The sequence below is a fragment of the Pseudomonas sp. yb_5 genome, from assembly GCF_043103865.1.
Lineage (GTDB): Bacteria > Pseudomonadota > Gammaproteobacteria > Pseudomonadales > Pseudomonadaceae > Aquipseudomonas > Aquipseudomonas putida_Y.
Genome location: NZ_JBICKE010000051.1, coordinates 74,747 through 91,043 on the forward strand (window position 1 = coordinate 74,747; position 16,297 = coordinate 91,043).

A 16,297-nucleotide genomic window follows, 5' to 3' on the forward strand; every position below is an offset into this window, starting at 1 on the left:
ATTCTCCTGGCAGCATCAGGGCTTCTTGGTGATGAGTTCGACCGGGGTCTGGATGACGTTGTCGGCATCCACATCAGGTTTTTCGCCCTTGACCATTTTCAGCGCCGCCTGAATGCCGTACACCGCCTGCTGGCTGGCGGCCTGGTCGAGGGTGGCAAGCACGCGACCGTCTGCAAGCATTGGCTTGATGGCATTGATGTTGTCATAGCCCACCACTTGCACCTGGCCTGTCTTGCCAGCGGCACGCACGGCGGACACAGCGCCCAGCGCCATGCTGTCGTTGCCAGCCAGCAAGGCCTTCAGGTCGGGGTATTCGTTGAGCATGGAGGCAGCGACGGCGTTGCCTTTGTCGATCTCCCAATTGCCGCTTTGTACCGAGACGATGTTCATCTGCGCGGCATTCATGGCGTCCTTGAAGCCGGCGGTGCGCTGCTGGGCATTGGTGGTGGTCGGCACCCCTTCGATAATACCCACCTGGTCGCCGGCCTTGAGTTTCTGGCTGGCCAGGTAATCGCCAACCAGACGCGCGCCCTTGCGGTTGTCGGGGCCGACGAAGGGAACGCTGATGCCTTTGCTCTTGAGCAGATCAGGGTCAAGACGATTGTCGATATTGATCACCACCACGCCCTGGTCCATGGCCTTCTTCACCGCCGACACAAGTGCCTTCGAGTCAGCCGGCGCAATGACCAGGGCCTTGGCGCCGGCATTGACCATCTGCTCGACGATGCGGATCTGCTCGCCAGTGTCGGTTTCGTTCTTGATGCCGTTGGCGATCAGGTCGAACTCGTCGGCGTGGGTTTTCTGGTAATCCTTGGCGCCGTCTTCCATGGTGCGGAAGAACTCGTTGGCCAGCGACTTCATGACAAGGGCGACCTTGGGCTTGTCTTCGGCGTGAGCAGCAGACAATGGCAAGACGAGGCTAAGCGAGGAAATGACAGCGAAGGCCAGCAGACGACCGGGGAACGGCAGCTTCATGGACGATGACTCCGAATCTTGTGTTTTTTATCGGATCGCAAACGTTTGCGTTGACCAACTATGGTAACAGGACCGTTGTTTGTCAAATCCGTTTGGCTATCGGAGGCCAGAGTGCTGCTGGGACCGATTATGCAGATTTTCCGAAAAACCGAACACCTTTACCTTTTTTTGTTCGGAATTGCGAATGCAGCCCCCCCTTTTTTCAGGTGCGGTCTCGCGTCACGAATGCGTCGCGCGGCGCCCCCGACCCGGTGCAACACCGCGCATTGGCGGGGCTGCTACACAGCCCATTGCAACGCACGGCCGTCCCGACCCTGGCGCACGTGGCGCCTTGGTACGAAAAATGCCTGTAGCCCCGCGCGACTCAATAACTAACTCACTAGGAAGCGAGAACAATAACGATGAATGCCGCACTGAAAACCTTCGCCCCCAGCGCACTCGCCCTGCTGCTGATCCTGCCAACCAGTGCCTCGGCCAAAGAAGCCGAAACCCAACAGAAGCTGGCCAACGTGGTCATCCTCGCCACCGGCGGCACCATTGCCGGCGCCGGCGCCAGCGCTGCCAACAGCGCCACTTACCAGGCTGCCAAGCTGGGCGTCGACAAGCTCATCGCCGGCGTGCCGGAACTGGCCGACATCGCCAACGTACGCGGCGAACAAGTCATGCAGATCGCCTCCGAGAGCATCAGCAATGACGACCTGCTGAAACTGGGCAAGCGCGTCGCCGAGCTGGCCGAAAGCAAGGACGTCGACGGTATCGTCATCACCCACGGCACCGACACTCTCGAAGAAACCGCCTACTTCCTCAACCTGGTAGAGAAGACCGACAAGCCAATCGTGGTGGTCGGCTCGATGCGCCCGGGTACCGCCATGTCCGCCGACGGCATGCTCAACCTGTACAACGCCGTGGCCGTAGCCAGCGACAAGCAGTCGCGCGGCAAGGGCGTGCTGGTGACCATGAACGACGAGATCCAGTCCGGCCGCGACGTGAGCAAGACGGTCAACATCAAGACTGAAGCCTTCAAGAGCACCTGGGGCCCGATGGGCATGGTAGTGGAAGGCAAATCGTACTGGTTCCGCCTGCCGGCCAAGCGCCATACGGTCAATTCCGAGTTCGATATCAAGCAGATCAGCAGCCTGCCACAGGTGGACATTGCCTATGGCTATGGCAACGTCACCGACACCGCCTACAAGGCCCTGGCACAGAACGGCGCCAAGGCGCTGATCCATGCCGGTACCGGCAACGGTTCGGTATCGTCGCGAGTTGTCCCGGCGCTGCAGGAACTGCGCAAGAACGGCGTGCAGATCATCCGCTCGTCGCATGTCAACCAGGGTGGTTTCGTACTGCGTAACGCCGAACAGCCGGATGACAAGAACGACTGGGTCGTGGCTCACGACCTGAACCCGCAGAAGGCGCGGATCCTGGCGATGGTGGCAATGACCAAGACCCAGGACAGCAAGGAGCTGCAGCGCATCTTCTGGGAGTACTGAGTGCTCCTCCCTCAGAGCCGGCTCTCCGGCTCTGAGGGCCTCACTGCCCTCTCCTGAACCGCACAGATACTGAGGGTACAAACCGGCGACATCGCTTACCTTTCTGACCGGCCTCATGGTTTACAGGCCAACCCTGGATTTCTCCTGACAAGCAGTTGCGAAATTACTTACAGTGAAATACTGTACGTGCATACAGCAAAAACAAGGGAATTCCTGTGTCCAGCACCGCCTCCGCCACCCCGAGCAGCTATGAACAGCTGGGTGTACGCATCCAGAAGATCATCAACAGCCCAACCGCCCAGCGCAGCCGCGCGGCGCTGATCTTCCGCCTGGAACAGGAAAGCCCGGATGACTGGGAAACTCTGCTTCAGGAGATCGCCGAGAACGACAACGTCACCCTCGCCCACCGCGACGATGGCGGCGTGCAGATTTTCTGGACCGTACCAAAGGAAGACTGACTGCGCATGAGAGTTTCGCTTTTCGCAGCCGCTTGCCTGTTACTGACCACGCCACTTGCCCAGGCCGACGCCCCGCGTACCTTCCAGGAGGCCAAGAAGGTCGCCTGGAAGCTCTATGCACCGCAATCGACCGAGTTCTATTGCGGGTGCAAATACAAGGGCAACAAGGTCGACTTGGCGTCCTGCGGCTATACCCCGCGCAAGAATGCCCGGCGCGCCTCGCGCATCGAATGGGAACACATCGTACCCGCCTGGCAGATCGGCCATCAGCGCCAATGCTGGCAGAGTGGCGGGCGCAAGCAGTGCTCGCAGCATGACGAAGTGTACCAGCGCGCCGAAGCCGACCTGCACAACCTGGTGCCAAGCATCGGTGAGGTCAACGGCGACCGCAGCAACTTCAGTTTCGGCTGGCTGCCGGAGCAACGTGGCCAGTATGGCCGCTGCCTGACCCAGGTCGATTTCAAGGCCAGGAAAGTGATGCCGCGCCCATCGATCCGCGGCATGATCGCCCGCACCTACTTCTACATGAGCAAGCAGTACAACCTGCGCCTGTCCAAACAGGACCGCCAGCTGTTCGAAGCCTGGAACAAGACCTACCCGCCGCAAGCCTGGGAGCGGCAACGCAACCAACAGGTCGCCTGCGTGATGGGGCGGGGAAACGCATTCGTGGGGCCGGTCAACCTCAAGGCGTGCGGTTGACCCTTAAGCCAGCGCTTGTAAATAGGCGCTGGCCTCCCGGTAACGGGCCAGCCGCGCCAGGTCGGCGGGGCCCGGGCAGGGGATGCGCGAGAGGTCACTGTTGTCGGCCAGATCGGCCAGCTTGACGGTGCGCGCCAACGGGTCATCACCCAGGCGCACCACGAAATCCTGGTAAGGCTCGCCCTCGCGGCGGCTAAGCGCCAGCAACGCGGCCAGGATTTTCAGCGCGAAGCCCTCGCGCGCCAGGTCAGACAGGGTCAGCGGGGTGTCTTCGATCACATCGTGAAGCACCGCCACAATCCGCTGTTCAGGTGTGGTAACCCGCATCATCACGCGTAACGGGTGGAGGATATAAGCCGCCCCACCCTTATCGTATTGCCCTTCATGCGCCCTGGCGGCCACGGCAATGGCACGCTCCAGTGTAGACATGAGGTCCTCCCCGTTTGGCCGCTACCCACCCAAGCATAGCCAAACTTGTGTGAACGGCGCCTGACACAAGCCTTTGCTGCGCCGCCTCCGCCCAGGCTTAGACTCTGCAGGAAAAGCCTTGATACTTGTTCATGCTGCGTTGAAAACAGACCCTAGCGTGATGCGCCGTGCTGGATGACCACCGAATCGGTACCCAGCTTGGCCATCACTTCGTCCCTGCGCGCTTGCGCCTCTTCGCGGGTGGGGAACGGCCCCAGCAGCACCACTGGCTTGCCGTCGCGGTACTCGACCGAAGACGGGATGCCCTTTTCGATCAGGCGCGCCGTCATGTCGCTGAGGGCACCCATGTTGGCGCCCTGCACCACTTCCACATCCCAACCCTGGGGCGCCGGCTGGTCTGCCAGGGCCTCGGCACGCCGCTGCAGGTCGGCGCCGCCGCAAAGCTCGCGGATACGCAGGTTATTGCCGGTATCGTCAACGATGATGTCGTACTGGCCGTCGCGCTTGATCGCCACATAACTGCGGTAGGCTTCGTACTGCCCGGCATCGTCCTTGCCGCGGACCTGACCGCAGATGGTGCCCTGGGTGTCGATCCGCACGTTGCCGAACTTGGCGGTCTTGGGGTTGTTCAGGTGTTCGGCCACCTGCTTGTGCACGCCTTCGACCTCGTTCTCACAGCCCGCCAGGGCGAGCACTGCCATTACCACAGCCAGTTTGCGCACGCGTGTACCTCCAGATTCGAAGGGGCGGATTCTAGCACGCCGGGGTATGCCCGAACCGCGACCAAACGTTACACGCTGCTTCGGGCGCAAATGCAAAAAGGGCGATCATTTCTGATCGCCCTTTTTCGATTTGGTAGGCACAATTGGACTCGAACCAACGACCCCCACCATGTCAAGGTGGTGCTCTAACCAACTGAGCTATGTGCCTGTCGTGTGGTGCGCATATTAGTGATCCGATACGCACCTGTAAAGCTTTTTTTTGAGAAAAATCAAAAACTTTCGCATGCAAGTGCTTCGTGCCCATACCGCGGTTTTCGACCCACATGGCAATGGACAATGAAAAAAGGGGTGACCCTTTCGGATCACCCCTTTTTCGATTTGGTAGGCACAATTGGACTCGAACCAACGACCCCCACCATGTCAAGGTGGTGCTCTAACCAACTGAGCTATGTGCCTGTCGTGTGGTGCGCATTCTACGCATTACAAAAACCCTGTCAACACTTTTTTTCGCGCTAACCTACTGAATCTTAAACTCTTTATATAAAGGCGGGCTGGAGGGTATCCCGTAAAGGATTTTCACCAGACGACTAGCGGGTGTTTATTATTATTGATAGCATCGGTACATTCGTTAAAAATATAAAACACGAGGTTCCTGCAGCATGGCTAACACCCCCTACCCCCAGTCCTACTACGCCGCCTCGGCCAACCCGGTGCCGCCACGTCCGGCGCTGCAGGGTGAGGTGGAAACCGATGTGTGCATCATCGGTGCCGGCTACACCGGCCTGTCCAGCGCCCTGTTCCTTCTGGAGAACGGTTTCAAGGTAAGCATCGTCGAAGCGGCCAAGGTCGGCTTTGGCGCATCGGGCCGCAACGGCGGCCAGATCGTCAACAGCTACAGCCGCGACATTGATGTCATCGAACGCACCGTTGGCCCCAAGCAGGCACAACTGCTGGGCCACATGGCCTTCGAGGGCGGGCGCATCATTCGTGAGCGCGTGGCCAAGTACAACATTCAGTGCGACCTGAAAGATGGTGGCGTATTCGCCGCCCTTACCAGCAAGCAGATGGGCCACCTGGAATCGCAAAAGCGCCTGTGGGAACGCTTTGGCCATAATCAGCTGGAGCTGATGGACCAGAAGCGCATCCGCGAAGTGGTTGCCTGCGACAGCTACATCGGCGGCATGCTCGACATGAGCGGCGGCCACATCCACCCGCTGAACCTGGCCCTGGGCGAAGCTGCTGCGGTCGAGTCGCTGGGTGGCATCATCTATGAACAAACCCCGGCCGTGCGCATCGAACGTGGTGCCAACCCAGTGGTGCATACCCCGCAGGGCAAGGTCCGCGCCAAGTTCATCATCGTTGCCGGCAACGCCTACCTGGGCAACCTGGTACCCGAGCTGGCCGCCAAGTCCATGCCATGCGGCACGCAGGTAATCACCACCGAGCCACTGGGCGAAGAACTGGCACGCACCCTGCTGCCGCAGGACTACTGCGTCGAGGATTGCAACTACCTGCTCGACTACTATCGCCTGACCAGCGACAAGCGCCTGATTTTCGGTGGCGGCGTGGTGTACGGCGCGCGTGACCCGGCCAACATCGAGGCGATCATCCGCCCGAAAATGCTCAAGGCCTTCCCGCAGCTGAAGAACGTGAAGATCGACTACGCCTGGACCGGTAACTTCCTGCTGACCCTGTCGCGCCTGCCACAGGTTGGACGGATCGGCGACAACATCTACTACTCGCAGGGTTGCTCGGGCCACGGCGTGACCTATACCCACCTGGCGGGCAAGGTACTGGCCGAGGCCCTGCGCGGCCAGGCAGAGCGTTTCGACGCCTTTGCCGGCCTGCCGCACTACCCGTTCCCGGGTGGCCAGATGCTGCGCGTCCCCTTCAGCGCCATCGGTGCCTGGTACTACAGCCTGCGCGATCGCCTGGGCTTCTGATTCAGGCAGGCCCGCGCCCACAGGATTTGTGCTGCTTGCACAGTCCGTGTGGGCGCGGGCTTACCTGCGAAGGGCAGGCACAGGCAACGCTATTTGTTCAGGCTATTCACAGCCTGCTTCGCCGCACTCTCTTGCCCCGCCTTGGCCAATTCATCCGCAGCACGCAACCAGCGCTGGCGATCAACCTGGGCCGGCAGTTGCCGAGGTGGCTGCACCAGCACCGCCCAACTCCCCTGCTTCTCCCACGCCGATGCAAACTCATCGAATGCCAGCACCTGCCGCCGGTGCATGCCCGAACGCAGCAGCACCCGCTGCTTGTAACGGTCATAACCCATCAACACTGCATAGCGGGGCCCGCTCCACCAGGCCGAACCTTCCTCGTAACGCAGCAGCACCGGGTTGCCCGCCGCCACCTGGGTCAGCAGCGCGTCCAGCTGCTTGTCCAGCGGGTACACCACCCTACCGTAGTCCCGCGCCACACGGGGAATAGCGGTATCCAGCGTTTCGGCCCCCTGAGGCAGGTTCAGCGGTTTATCCAACAACCCTGGCGTAATAGGCGCCCCCTGCTGCGACAGCACTGCCGCCAGCGCCATGGCCCCGCTGTGGTTGGCGTTGCCACGGTAGAACGGCACGCTGCTGATCTCGACTCGCTGCGGCAAGCCTTTGAGATTGCCGGGCGGTGCGCTGGCACAGCCGGCCAGGGTGGCAGCCAGCAGACAGGCAGCCAGTAGCCGCCGGGGGGCAGCCTTGAAGGAATGTTGCTCCATGGGCACTCGCTTGTTCCAACGCCAGGCAGGCAGCGCCCGGCTCTGGCCACCGATCATAGGTCCGACAGCGGCGCGGGTATAGTCCGACAGCGCCTTGGAGCGAATCGGCACTAGAGATTGACCATTGTTCGATGGAACGTCACAGGCGAAGGGCTAGACTAAAGCAGTGTCTGGAAGGTAAACGCGGGCCAATCAAGCGCTTGCCGTAGAGATGGAGGCACAGATGAGCCTGACCATGGCAATTCTCATGCTGGTAGGCATGTGGCTGAGCGTCGCAGCCGCCATGCTGTGGGGTGTACTGCGTATCGTGCGGCGTCACGCACACCATCACCACTTGCCACCGCAGGCCCCGCCCAGGCCACAGCCGGTAAGACGGGCGCGGCGGCATGCGGGGGTGAACTGACCTCAGGATTTCCTGAAGCCCACTCGCAGACAAGCCCGCTGCACAGGTATTTCGCGATGCCAGCGCGGCTCGAAGTACCTGTGAAAGCGGGCTTGTTCACGAATGGGGGCGCAAAGCGCCCCTTTTTTGCATCAGCCTTCAGCCGCCTCACGCTTCAGACGCGCCCGGCGGGCCAGAATGTTGAGGACCTCGATAGCCGTCGAGAACGCCATGGCCGCATACACATAGCCCTTGGGTACATGGGCGCCAAAGCCCTCGGCGATCAGCGTCATGCCGATCATGATGAGGAAGCCCAGCGCCAGCATCACCACGGTCGGGTTGTCGTTGATGAAATTGGCCAGCGGGTCGGCTGCCACCATCATCACGATCACAGCCGTGATAACGGCGATAATCATGATGGGCAGATGCTCGGTCATGCCCACGGCGGTGATGATGCTGTCTACCGAGAAAACGATGTCCAGCAACAGGATCTGGAAGATCGCCGCAGCAAAGCCCAGGGTAACCGTGGAGGAGACTTTGGCTTCCTCCTTGGCGCCATGCGGGTCGACGTTTTCGTGAATTTCCTTGGTCGCCTTCCACAGCAGGAACAGACCACCGGCAATCAGGATCACATCCTTCCACGAGAAGGCGTTGCCGAACACTTCGAACACTGGGTCGGTCAACTGGACGATCCAGGCCACGGTGCTGAGCAAGGCCAGTCGCATGACCAAGGCCATGCTGATCCCGATACGTCGCGCCTTGGAGCGGTACTCCACCGGCAGTTTGTTGGTCAGGATCGAGATGAAGATCAGGTTGTCGATGCCCAGTACAACTTCCATGGCCACCAGCGTAGCCAGGGCAACCCAGGCGGTAGGGCTAGCGGCGAGTTCCAGCAAATATTCCATTGTTCAAATCCTGCAGCGGCGGTTGGGGTCAGATTTCCTGGGTTTCTTCTTTCTTCTCGGCATCCTTGGGCTTCTGCCCTTCGCTGCCGATGGCTTCGCTCAGCGCCTGCTGGGCAGCCTTGTTGGTGTCGTCGATAGCCTGCTTGGCCGACTGCGCCGCCTGATCGAGCATCTGCTGTGCGGATTTCTCGGCCTGGTCGCAGCCTGCCAGGGTGAACAGGGCCAAAGCCAGCACCAACGGGGTGCCAATGGATTTGAATTGCAGCATGGTGTCCTCGCTTAAAATAACCCGGCGGCGCATGGCGCCTGATAGCCGTGCATTCTAGAGACGGCAATAGTTCAGGAAAATTCGTATTTTCATGGCATATACTTCGGTTTTTACGAATCGGAACGACCGACGGTGCTTAACTATCGCCAGCTGCATTACTTCTGGGCCGTGGCCAAGACGGGCAGCATCACCCGCGCCAGCCAACAGCTGAACCTCACACCGCAAACCATCAGCGGGCAGATCACCTTGTTCGAGCAAACCTACGGCCTGGAACTGTTCCAGCGCGCCGGCCGGCAGCTGGAACTGACCGAAACCGGCCGCCAGACCCTGGTGTACGCAGAGCAGATGTTTCAGATCGGCAGCGAGCTTGAGGCCATGCTGCGCGCCGGCCCGCAGGAGCAGATCCTGTTCCGTGTGGGGGTGGCTGACGTAGTGCCAAAATCCATTGTCTACCGCCTGCTGGCACCGACCATGGACCTGGAGGAGGTGCTGCGCATCAACTGCCGCGAAGACAAACTTGAGCGGTTACTGGCAGACCTGGCCATCCAGCGCCTGGACCTGGTGATTTCCGACAGCCCCATGCCTAACCACCTGGACATCAAGTGCTACAGCCAGAAGCTGGGCGAGTGCGGGCTGAGCTTCTTCGCCACCCCGGCGCTGGTACAACGGCTGGACGGTCCTTTTCCAGCTTGTCTGCAGGATGCTCCACTGCTTGTTCCCGGTCAGGAGACCGTGGTACGCAGCCGGCTGCTGCGGTGGCTGGGCGAGCAGCAGGTGCAGCCACGGATCGTGGGGGAATTCGATGACAGTGCCTTGATGCAAGCGTTCGGGCAGTCGGGCAGCGGCATTTTCGTTGCTCCCAGCGTAATCGCCGAGGAGGTGTGCCGTCAGTACGGCGTGCAACTGATCGGGCAGACCGAGGCCGTGCACGAGTCGTTCTACGCCATTTCGGTGGAGCGCAAGGTCAAGCACCCTGGGATCGTGGCGATTACCGAAGGGGCGCGGCGGGAATTGTTTCACTGGTAGCCGTAAAAGCCTGATTGACTACGAGCACGGGCCGGCATGCGCTATAGGTGCTCTATGGTAAAGTCCGCCCTTTCCAGATTCCGAGATACCGCTGCACATGACCCCTTTTCTCCGCCTCCTCAACCGCACCAGCCTGGTGACCCAGATCGTCATCGGCCTGCTCGCCGGTATCGCCCTCGCCCTGCTGGCACCTGCCATCGCCCGTGACCTGGCCTTTCTTGGCAAGGTGTTCGTCAGTGCCCTGAAGGCGGTTGCGCCCGTGCTGGTGTTCATCCTGGTCATGGCTTCGGTCGCCAACCATCGTCACGGCCAGGAAGTCCACATTCGCCCGATCCTCTGGCTGTACCTGCTGGGCACCTTTGCCGCTGCAGTGGTGGCCGTGGTTGCCAGCATGCTGTTCCCCTCGCACCTGGCGCTAAGCGCCAGCGAAGCCACGCTGAGCGCGCCAGGCGGCATCGCCGAGGTGATGCAGAACCTGTTGCTGAGTGCGGTAGACAACCCGGTCAATGCCCTGCTCAATGCCAACTTCATCGGCGTGCTGACCTGGGCCATCGGCTTGGGCGTGGCCCTGCGCCATGCCGGTGAAACCACCCGAACCGTGGTCGCAGACCTGTCCAATGGCGTCACCCTGATCGTGCGCATGGTCATCCGCTTCGCCCCGCTGGGTATCTTTGGCCTGGTCAGCTCCACCCTGGCACAGTCGGGCCTGGACGCCCTGCTCGGCTACCTGCACCTGCTGGCGGTACTGATCGGCTGCATGCTGTTCGTGGCACTGGTGATGAACCCGCTGATCGTGTTCTGGAAGATCCGCCGCAACCCCTACCCACTGACACTGCTGTGCCTGCGTGAAAGCGGCATTACTGCGTTCTTCACCCGCAGCTCGGCCGCCAACATCCCGGTCAACCTGGCATTGTCGGAACGCCTTGGCCTGCATAAAGACACTTACTCGGTGTCGATCCCGCTGGGCGCGACCATCAACATGGCCGGTGCGGCAACCACCATTACCGTGCTGACCCTGGCCGCAGTGCATACCCTGGGTATCCAGGTGGACCTGCCCACTGCCGTGCTGCTCAGCGTGGTGGCGGCAGTGTGCGCCTGCGGCGCCTCGGGCGTGGCCGGGGGGTCGCTGCTGCTGATTCCGCTGGCGTGCAGCCTGTTTGGCATCCCAAGCGAAATAGCCATGCAAGTAGTGGCGGTGGGCTTCATCATTGGCGTGTTACAGGATTCGGCCGAAACGGCGCTGAATTCTTCGACCGATGTGCTGTTCACTGCAGCGGCGTGTCAGGCTGAAGAGCAGCGTAACGGCTAAGCGCGCCGGGGCCGCATTGCGGCCCCAATTGCCTTACGCGGTGGCATTACCTACCCTAGTGGCCTTTCCCCAGCCACGAGACAGGGCCATGTCAGAACACGAAACCGCAGGTGAAGGCCGCTTCAACAGCATCGAAATCCGCGTTCTCGGCTCGCTGATCGAAAAGCAGGCCACCAGCCCGGAAAGCTACCCGCTGACCCTCAATGCCCTGGTCCTGGCCTGCAACCAGAAGACCAGCCGCGAGCCGGTGATGAACCTCACCCAAGGCCAGGTCGGCCAGGCGCTGCGCGCCCTCGAAGGTCAGGGCATGACCCGCCTGCAGATGGGCAGCCGTGCCGACCGCTGGGAACATCGGGTAGACAAGGCACTGGAGTTGGTGCCAGCACAGTTGGTGCTGATGGGCCTGATGTTCCTGCGGGGCCCGCAAACCCTCAACGAACTGCTGACCCGTAGCAACCGCCTGCACGACTTTGACGACACCGAGCAGATCCAGCATCAGCTGGAGCGCCTGATCTCGCGGGACCTGGCTTTGCACCTGCCACGTCAGGCCGGCCAGCGTGAAGACCGCTACACCCATGCCTTGGGCGACCCGGCGGAAATCGAGGCGATTCTCGCTGCACGCCAACAGGAAGGCGGCGCTCGCAACAGTGGCGGCAGTGTGTCAGAAGACCGCATCGAAGCCCTCGAAGCCCGCATTGCGGCGCTGGAAGCGCGCCTGGCCGAGCTGGAAGGCTGAGCCGTCACGGCTCGGGGTCGGGGAAATTGCGGCAGCTCTTGCGCTCGGCCAGCTCCCGGTCAGTGGGGCGCTGGTCGACGAACACAGCGCGACCGTCGGCGTAGATTTCCAGGTAGCCCCAGTGCAGGTCCTGCTCTTGCTCCCCGGGCTTCGGGGGGACTAGCCACCAGGGTTCGCGGCTGATCAGGGTCATGCGGGGGATTCCTGAGGGGTTTACGTGTAAGCATAGACACCTTCAGGTTGATGCTTTGCTTGTACCGGCCCTTTCGCGGGTGAACCCGCTCCTACAGCGGTCTGTGTCCAACTCCCGATGTGTGTCCACCACCAATCTGTGTAGGAGCGGGTTTACCCGCGAATACGGTCGCGGCGGCAACGGTGAACGGCGGGTGGAAATTGGCCAGCAGGGCCGGCCTCTTCGCGGGTAAACCGCTCCTACGGGGATCTTCACAGTTTCAACCACTGCGCAGTCCTGCAAGAGCGGCTTTAGCGGCGAAGCGGCCGGTACAGGCTTACGCCGGTGCCGAAGTCCGAATCAGGTGGTCAAAGGCCGCCAGCGATGCCTTGGCCCCCTCACCCACCGCAATGACGATCTGCTTGTACGGCACGGTAGTCACGTCACCTGCGGCAAACACTCCCGGGATGCTGGTCTGGCCCTTGGCGTCGACAATGATTTCGCCACGCGGCGACAGCTCGACGGTGCCCTTCAGCCAGTCAGTATTGGGCAGCAAGCCAATCTGTACGAAGATGCCTTCCAGTGCCACTTCGTGCTGTTCATCCGTGGTACGGTCCTTGTAGCGCAGGCCGGTCACCTTCTCGCCATTGCCCAGCACCTCGGTGGTCAGCGCGCTGGTGATCACGTTAACGTTCGGCAGACTGTGCAGCTTGCGTTGCAACACCGCATCGGCACGCAGCTGGCTGTCGAACTCGATCAGCGTCACCTGGGCGACGATACCGGCCAGGTCGATAGCCGCCTCCACACCCGAGTTGCCGCCGCCAATCACCGCCACGCGTTTACCCTTGAACAGCGGGCCGTCACAGTGCGGGCAGTAGGCCACGCCGCGGCCGCGGTACTCCTGCTCACCTGGCACGTTCATTTCGCGCCAGCGGGCGCCGGTGGCCAGGATTACAGTCTTGGCCTTCAGCGAAGCGCCCCCCGCCAGACGCACTTCGTGCAGACCGCCCTCGGCAGCGGGAATCAGCGCTTCACCGCGCTGCAGGTTCATGATGTCGACGTCGTACTGCTTGACGTGCTCTTCCAGCGCCGTGGCCAGCTTCGGTCCTTCGGTTTCCTGCACCGAGATGAAGTTCTCGATGGCCAGTGTATCGAGCACCTGGCCGCCGAAGCGCTCGGCAGCAACACCGGTACGGATGCCCTTGCGGGCAGCGTAGATGGCAGCAGCGGCGCCAGCGGGGCCACCGCCGACAACCAGCACGTCAAAGGCATCCTTGGCGTTGATCTTCTCGGCCTGGCGGGCGCCGGCGTTGGTGTCGATCTTGCCAATGATTTCTTCCAGGCCCATACGGCCCTGACCAAACACTTCACCGTTCAGGTAGATACTCGGTACCGCCATGATCTTGCGCGATTCCACTTCGTCCTGGAACAGCGCACCGTCGATAGCCACATGACGCACGTTGGGGTTGAGTACCGCCATCAGGTTCAACGCCTGGACCACGTCCGGGCAGTTCTGGCACGACAGCGAGAAGTAGGTTTCGAAGCTGAATTCGCCTTCCAGGGCCTGGATCTGCTCGATCACTTCGGCACTGGCCTTTGACGGATGGCCGCCGACTTGCAGCAGCGCCAGCACCAACGAGGTGAACTCGTGGCCCATGGGTATGCCGGCGAAGCGCAGGCTGATATCGGCACCCGGGCGGTTCAGCGAGAACGAAGGGCGACGGGCATCGGTACCGTCCGCGCTGAAGGTAATGAGGTTCGACAGGCCGGCAATTTCCACCAGCAGGTCGTGCAATTCGCGGGACTTCGCGCCGTCGTCGAGGGAGGCAACGATCTCGATCGGCTGGGTGACCCGCTCCAGGTAGGTTTTCAGTTGCGATTTAAGCGTGGCGTCCAACATACGGGCGATTCCTTTTTCAAAACTCGGATACAAAAACGCCCAGGCAAGGTCGCCCGGGCGTTTGACGGGGCGGTAGGTATTTCAGCTTTGGCGGCTGCTTACCGCCCGCGCTGTGGGCATGACCTTAGATCTTGCCTACGAGGTCCAGCGACGGCGCCAGAGTGGCTTCGCCTTCTTTCCACTTGGCCGGGCACACTTCGCCTGGGTGAGCGGCAACGTACTGGGCAGCCTTGACCTTGCGCAGCAGTTCGGCAGCATCACGGCCTACGCCACCGTCGTTCAGCTCGACGATCTTGATCTGGCCGTCCGGGTTGATCACGAAGGTACCGCGGTCGGCCAGGCCGGCTTCTTCGATCAGCACGTCGAAGTTGCGCGAAATGACGTGAGTCGGGTCACCGATCAGCGGGTATTGGATCTTGCCGATGGTGTCGGAAGTGTCGTGCCAGGCTTTGTGAGTGAAGTGGGTATCGGTGGAAACACCGTAAATTTCCACGCCCAGCTTCTGGAACTCGGCGTAGTTGTCAGCAAGGTCACCCAGCTCGGTCGGGCAAACGAAGGTGAAGTCGGCCGGGTAGAAGAACACGACAGACCACTTGCCTTTCAGATCGGCTTCGCTGACCTGAACGAACTCGCCTTTGTGGTAGGCGGTGGCGTTGAAGGGTTTGACCTGGCTGTTGATGATTGGCATGAGAGACGCTCCTTCATGGGGTTGGAATCAGTTGATGGATAGAATCCTAACTAATCATCCCGCTGAAGGCTCATTGGCAAAGCTCATGCTTTCGATTGGTTTTGGCTATAACCGGAGTTATTTAATAGAAGGGAAAGGGCTGAGCAAAGGATTGCGGGCTTGAGCGCTGCACTGGCAAAGAAATGTAACAGCTACCCATTCGGCACCACTGGCAAACGGGTCTAGGCTCAAGCTCATGTGATACCGGGCCCCTCTGACGGCTGCCAAGCCGCCATGTCGGATCACTGTTGCCATGCAACGTCGACATTCAAGGAGGGGCTCATGACAGCTCTGCAAGCATTCCTCACAACACCTGTCCTCGGTACCAGCGCCTGGTTGTGGCTGGTGTTCATGGCCATCGTCATCGGTTTGCTGGTGCTCGACCTGGGCGTGCTGCACCGCCACGACCGGGAAATTGAAATGCGCGAGAGCCTGCTGCTGTATTCAGGCTATTTCAGTGTCGGTGTGCTGTTCGGCGCGGGGGTCTGGTACCAGTTGGGTGCGCAGTCTGCGCTGGAGTTCTACACCGGCTTCCTGGTCGAACAGTCGCTGTCGATGGACAACGTGTTCGTCATGGCAATGATCTTCAGCTACTTCGCCATCCCGCGTCGCTACCAGCACCGCGTGCTGTTCTGGGGCATCCTGGGCGTGGTGTTCCTGCGGGCCATCATGATCGGCGTGGGCGCGGCGCTGGTACAGAACTTTGCCTGGGTGCTGTACATCTTCGGTGCCTTCCTGCTGTTTACCGGGGTGAAGATGGCGCTGTCGAAGGAAGACAGCCGCCCGGACCTGGCCAACAACCCGATCCTCAAGTTCGTGCGGCGGCACATGCGGGTTACCGACCAGATCCATGGCTCGCACTTCTTCGTACGCCAGACCCCGCCCGGACACAGCAAGGCGCTGCGTTATGCCACCCCGCTGTTTCTGGCGCTGGTACTGATCGAACTGGCCGACCTGGTGTTTGCCGTCGACAGCGTGCCGGCGATCTTCGCCATCACCCAGGACCCGTTCATCGTCTACACCTCCAACATCTTCGCCATCCTCGGCCTGCGCTCGCTGTATTTCGCGCTGGCGGCGCTGATGCACCGGTTCGTTTACCTCAAGTACGCACTGGCGCTGGTGTTGATCTTCATTGGCTGCAAGATTTTCTACCACGGCATGGTGGGCAAGGTGCCGGCGCTGCTGTCGTTGGGCGTGACATTCGGGTTGTTGCTGGGTGGGGTGGTGATTTCGTTGATCAAGACGCGGGGGCAAAAAAAGGATGACAGTATGGATGGGCACCAGCCCCACGCCATTGGACAAGAACCCGCGTCCAAGAGGGAAAAAGACACGCAACTAGGTGCCTGAGTGAATCACTTGCACTGGCCACGTCGCGGGCAAGCTGGGTGC

18 protein-coding genes and 2 tRNA genes are annotated in these 16,297 nt (G+C 61.0%); 9 read left to right on the forward strand and 11 right to left on the reverse strand.

Translation table 11 applies throughout. The features are described 5' to 3' along the window. Nucleotides 1–15: 15 nt before the first annotated feature. Nucleotides 16–975: a sugar ABC transporter substrate-binding protein gene (locus ACF8GF_RS06600; protein ID WP_176683843.1), complete on the reverse strand. Its 960-nt coding sequence runs from the start codon at nt 973–975 to the stop codon at nt 16–18. A 401-nt stretch (nt 976–1,376) separates the two neighbouring features. On the opposite strand from ACF8GF_RS06600, the gene ACF8GF_RS06605 reads away from it, so the two are divergent. The 3 genes from ACF8GF_RS06605 to ACF8GF_RS06615 all read left to right on the forward strand — a co-directional run bounded on the left by ACF8GF_RS06605 (nt 1,377) and on the right by ACF8GF_RS06615 (nt 3,622). Beyond that, nucleotides 1,377–2,465, forward strand: a complete 1,089-nt coding sequence (locus ACF8GF_RS06605) for an asparaginase (RefSeq protein WP_339442857.1) — start codon at nt 1,377–1,379, stop codon at nt 2,463–2,465. A gap of 215 nt (nt 2,466–2,680) precedes the next feature. Further along, on the forward strand, nt 2,681–2,923 hold the full coding sequence (locus tag ACF8GF_RS06610) for a DUF1654 domain-containing protein (RefSeq protein WP_004574330.1): 243 nt from the start codon (nt 2,681–2,683) through the stop codon (nt 2,921–2,923). A 6-nt stretch (nt 2,924–2,929) separates the two neighbouring features. After that, nucleotides 2,930–3,622, forward strand: coding sequence for an endonuclease I family protein (locus ACF8GF_RS06615; protein ID WP_339535281.1), 693 nt, complete (start codon nt 2,930–2,932; stop codon nt 3,620–3,622). A gap of 3 nt (nt 3,623–3,625) precedes the next feature. On the opposite strand, the gene ACF8GF_RS06620 is transcribed toward ACF8GF_RS06615, so the two are convergent. The 4 genes from ACF8GF_RS06620 to ACF8GF_RS06635 form a co-directional block, all read right to left on the reverse strand. Next, nucleotides 3,626–4,051 (reverse strand): GTP pyrophosphokinase, encoded by a 426-nt coding sequence (locus tag ACF8GF_RS06620; RefSeq protein WP_209965023.1) that lies wholly within the window; start codon nt 4,049–4,051, stop codon nt 3,626–3,628. Between the two features lie 152 nt (nt 4,052–4,203). Next, the gene (locus ACF8GF_RS06625) at nt 4,204–4,773 is read right to left on the reverse strand and encodes an SPOR domain-containing protein (RefSeq protein WP_176683847.1); all 570 of its coding nucleotides are present in this window, start codon (nt 4,771–4,773) and stop codon (nt 4,204–4,206) included. Nucleotides 4,774–4,904: 131 nt separating this feature from the next. Next, nucleotides 4,905–4,981, reverse strand: a tRNA-Val gene (locus ACF8GF_RS06630). Between the two features lie 171 nt (nt 4,982–5,152). Continuing rightward, nucleotides 5,153–5,229, reverse strand: a tRNA-Val gene (locus tag ACF8GF_RS06635). Between the two features lie 203 nt (nt 5,230–5,432). Here ACF8GF_RS06635 and ACF8GF_RS06640 point away from each other — a divergent pair. Further along, nucleotides 5,433–6,716, forward strand: coding sequence for an FAD-binding oxidoreductase (locus ACF8GF_RS06640; RefSeq protein WP_003250557.1), 1,284 nt, complete (start codon nt 5,433–5,435; stop codon nt 6,714–6,716). 89 nt (nt 6,717–6,805) lie between these two features. Here the strand turns inward: ACF8GF_RS06640 and ACF8GF_RS06645 are convergent, their stop codons facing one another. Beyond that, entirely contained in the window at nt 6,806–7,540 is a 735-nt protein-coding gene (locus ACF8GF_RS06645; protein ID WP_176683984.1) for a peptidase C39 family protein, read from the reverse strand. Nucleotides 7,541–7,706: 166 nt separating this feature from the next. Between ACF8GF_RS06645 and ACF8GF_RS06650 the strand changes: the two genes are divergently transcribed. Then, nucleotides 7,707–7,886, forward strand: a complete 180-nt coding sequence (locus ACF8GF_RS06650; protein ID WP_176683848.1) for a hypothetical protein — start codon at nt 7,707–7,709, stop codon at nt 7,884–7,886. Nucleotides 7,887–8,017: 131 nt separating this feature from the next. Here the strand turns inward: ACF8GF_RS06650 and ACF8GF_RS06655 are convergent, their stop codons facing one another. Together ACF8GF_RS06655 and ACF8GF_RS06660 are read right to left on the reverse strand one after the other, a co-directional pair. After that, the gene (locus ACF8GF_RS06655; protein WP_003250551.1) at nt 8,018–8,770 is read right to left on the reverse strand and encodes a TerC family protein; all 753 of its coding nucleotides are present in this window, start codon (nt 8,768–8,770) and stop codon (nt 8,018–8,020) included. A 28-nt stretch (nt 8,771–8,798) separates the two neighbouring features. Further along, a complete protein-coding gene (locus ACF8GF_RS06660; protein WP_176683849.1) occupies nt 8,799–9,038 on the reverse strand; it encodes a hypothetical protein in 240 nt (79 codons plus the stop codon). Between the two features lie 132 nt (nt 9,039–9,170). Here ACF8GF_RS06660 and nhaR point away from each other — a divergent pair, with 132 nt between their 5' ends. The 3 genes from nhaR (at nt 9,171) to ACF8GF_RS06675 (ending at nt 12,109) form a co-directional block, all read left to right on the forward strand. Then, on the forward strand, nt 9,171–10,064 hold the full coding sequence (gene nhaR / locus ACF8GF_RS06665) for a transcriptional activator NhaR (RefSeq protein WP_176683850.1): 894 nt from the start codon (nt 9,171–9,173) through the stop codon (nt 10,062–10,064). Between the two features lie 97 nt (nt 10,065–10,161). Further along, nucleotides 10,162–11,373 (forward strand): serine/threonine transporter SstT, encoded by a 1,212-nt coding sequence (sstT, locus tag ACF8GF_RS06670; RefSeq protein ID WP_392461821.1) that lies wholly within the window; start codon nt 10,162–10,164, stop codon nt 11,371–11,373. A gap of 88 nt (nt 11,374–11,461) precedes the next feature. Then, entirely contained in the window at nt 11,462–12,109 is a 648-nt protein-coding gene (locus ACF8GF_RS06675; RefSeq protein ID WP_021782790.1) for a YceH family protein, read from the forward strand. 4 nt (nt 12,110–12,113) lie between these two features. Here ACF8GF_RS06675 and ACF8GF_RS06680 read toward each other — a convergent pair whose 3' ends face one another. From ACF8GF_RS06680 to ahpC, 3 genes are all read right to left on the reverse strand, one after another. Further along, nucleotides 12,114–12,302: a hypothetical protein gene (locus tag ACF8GF_RS06680; RefSeq protein ID WP_021782791.1), complete on the reverse strand. Its 189-nt coding sequence runs from the start codon at nt 12,300–12,302 to the stop codon at nt 12,114–12,116. 316 nt (nt 12,303–12,618) lie between these two features. Next, nucleotides 12,619–14,181: an alkyl hydroperoxide reductase subunit F gene (gene ahpF / locus ACF8GF_RS06685; protein ID WP_176683852.1), complete on the reverse strand. Its 1,563-nt coding sequence runs from the start codon at nt 14,179–14,181 to the stop codon at nt 12,619–12,621. Between the two features lie 124 nt (nt 14,182–14,305). Next, nucleotides 14,306–14,869, reverse strand: coding sequence for an alkyl hydroperoxide reductase subunit C (gene ahpC, locus ACF8GF_RS06690; protein ID WP_176683853.1), 564 nt, complete (start codon nt 14,867–14,869; stop codon nt 14,306–14,308). 321 nt (nt 14,870–15,190) lie between these two features. On the opposite strand from ahpC, the gene ACF8GF_RS06695 reads away from it, so the two are divergent. Beyond that, the gene (locus tag ACF8GF_RS06695; protein WP_176683854.1) at nt 15,191–16,255 is read left to right on the forward strand and encodes a TerC family protein; all 1,065 of its coding nucleotides are present in this window, start codon (nt 15,191–15,193) and stop codon (nt 16,253–16,255) included. Nucleotides 16,256–16,297: the final 42 nt, after the last annotated feature.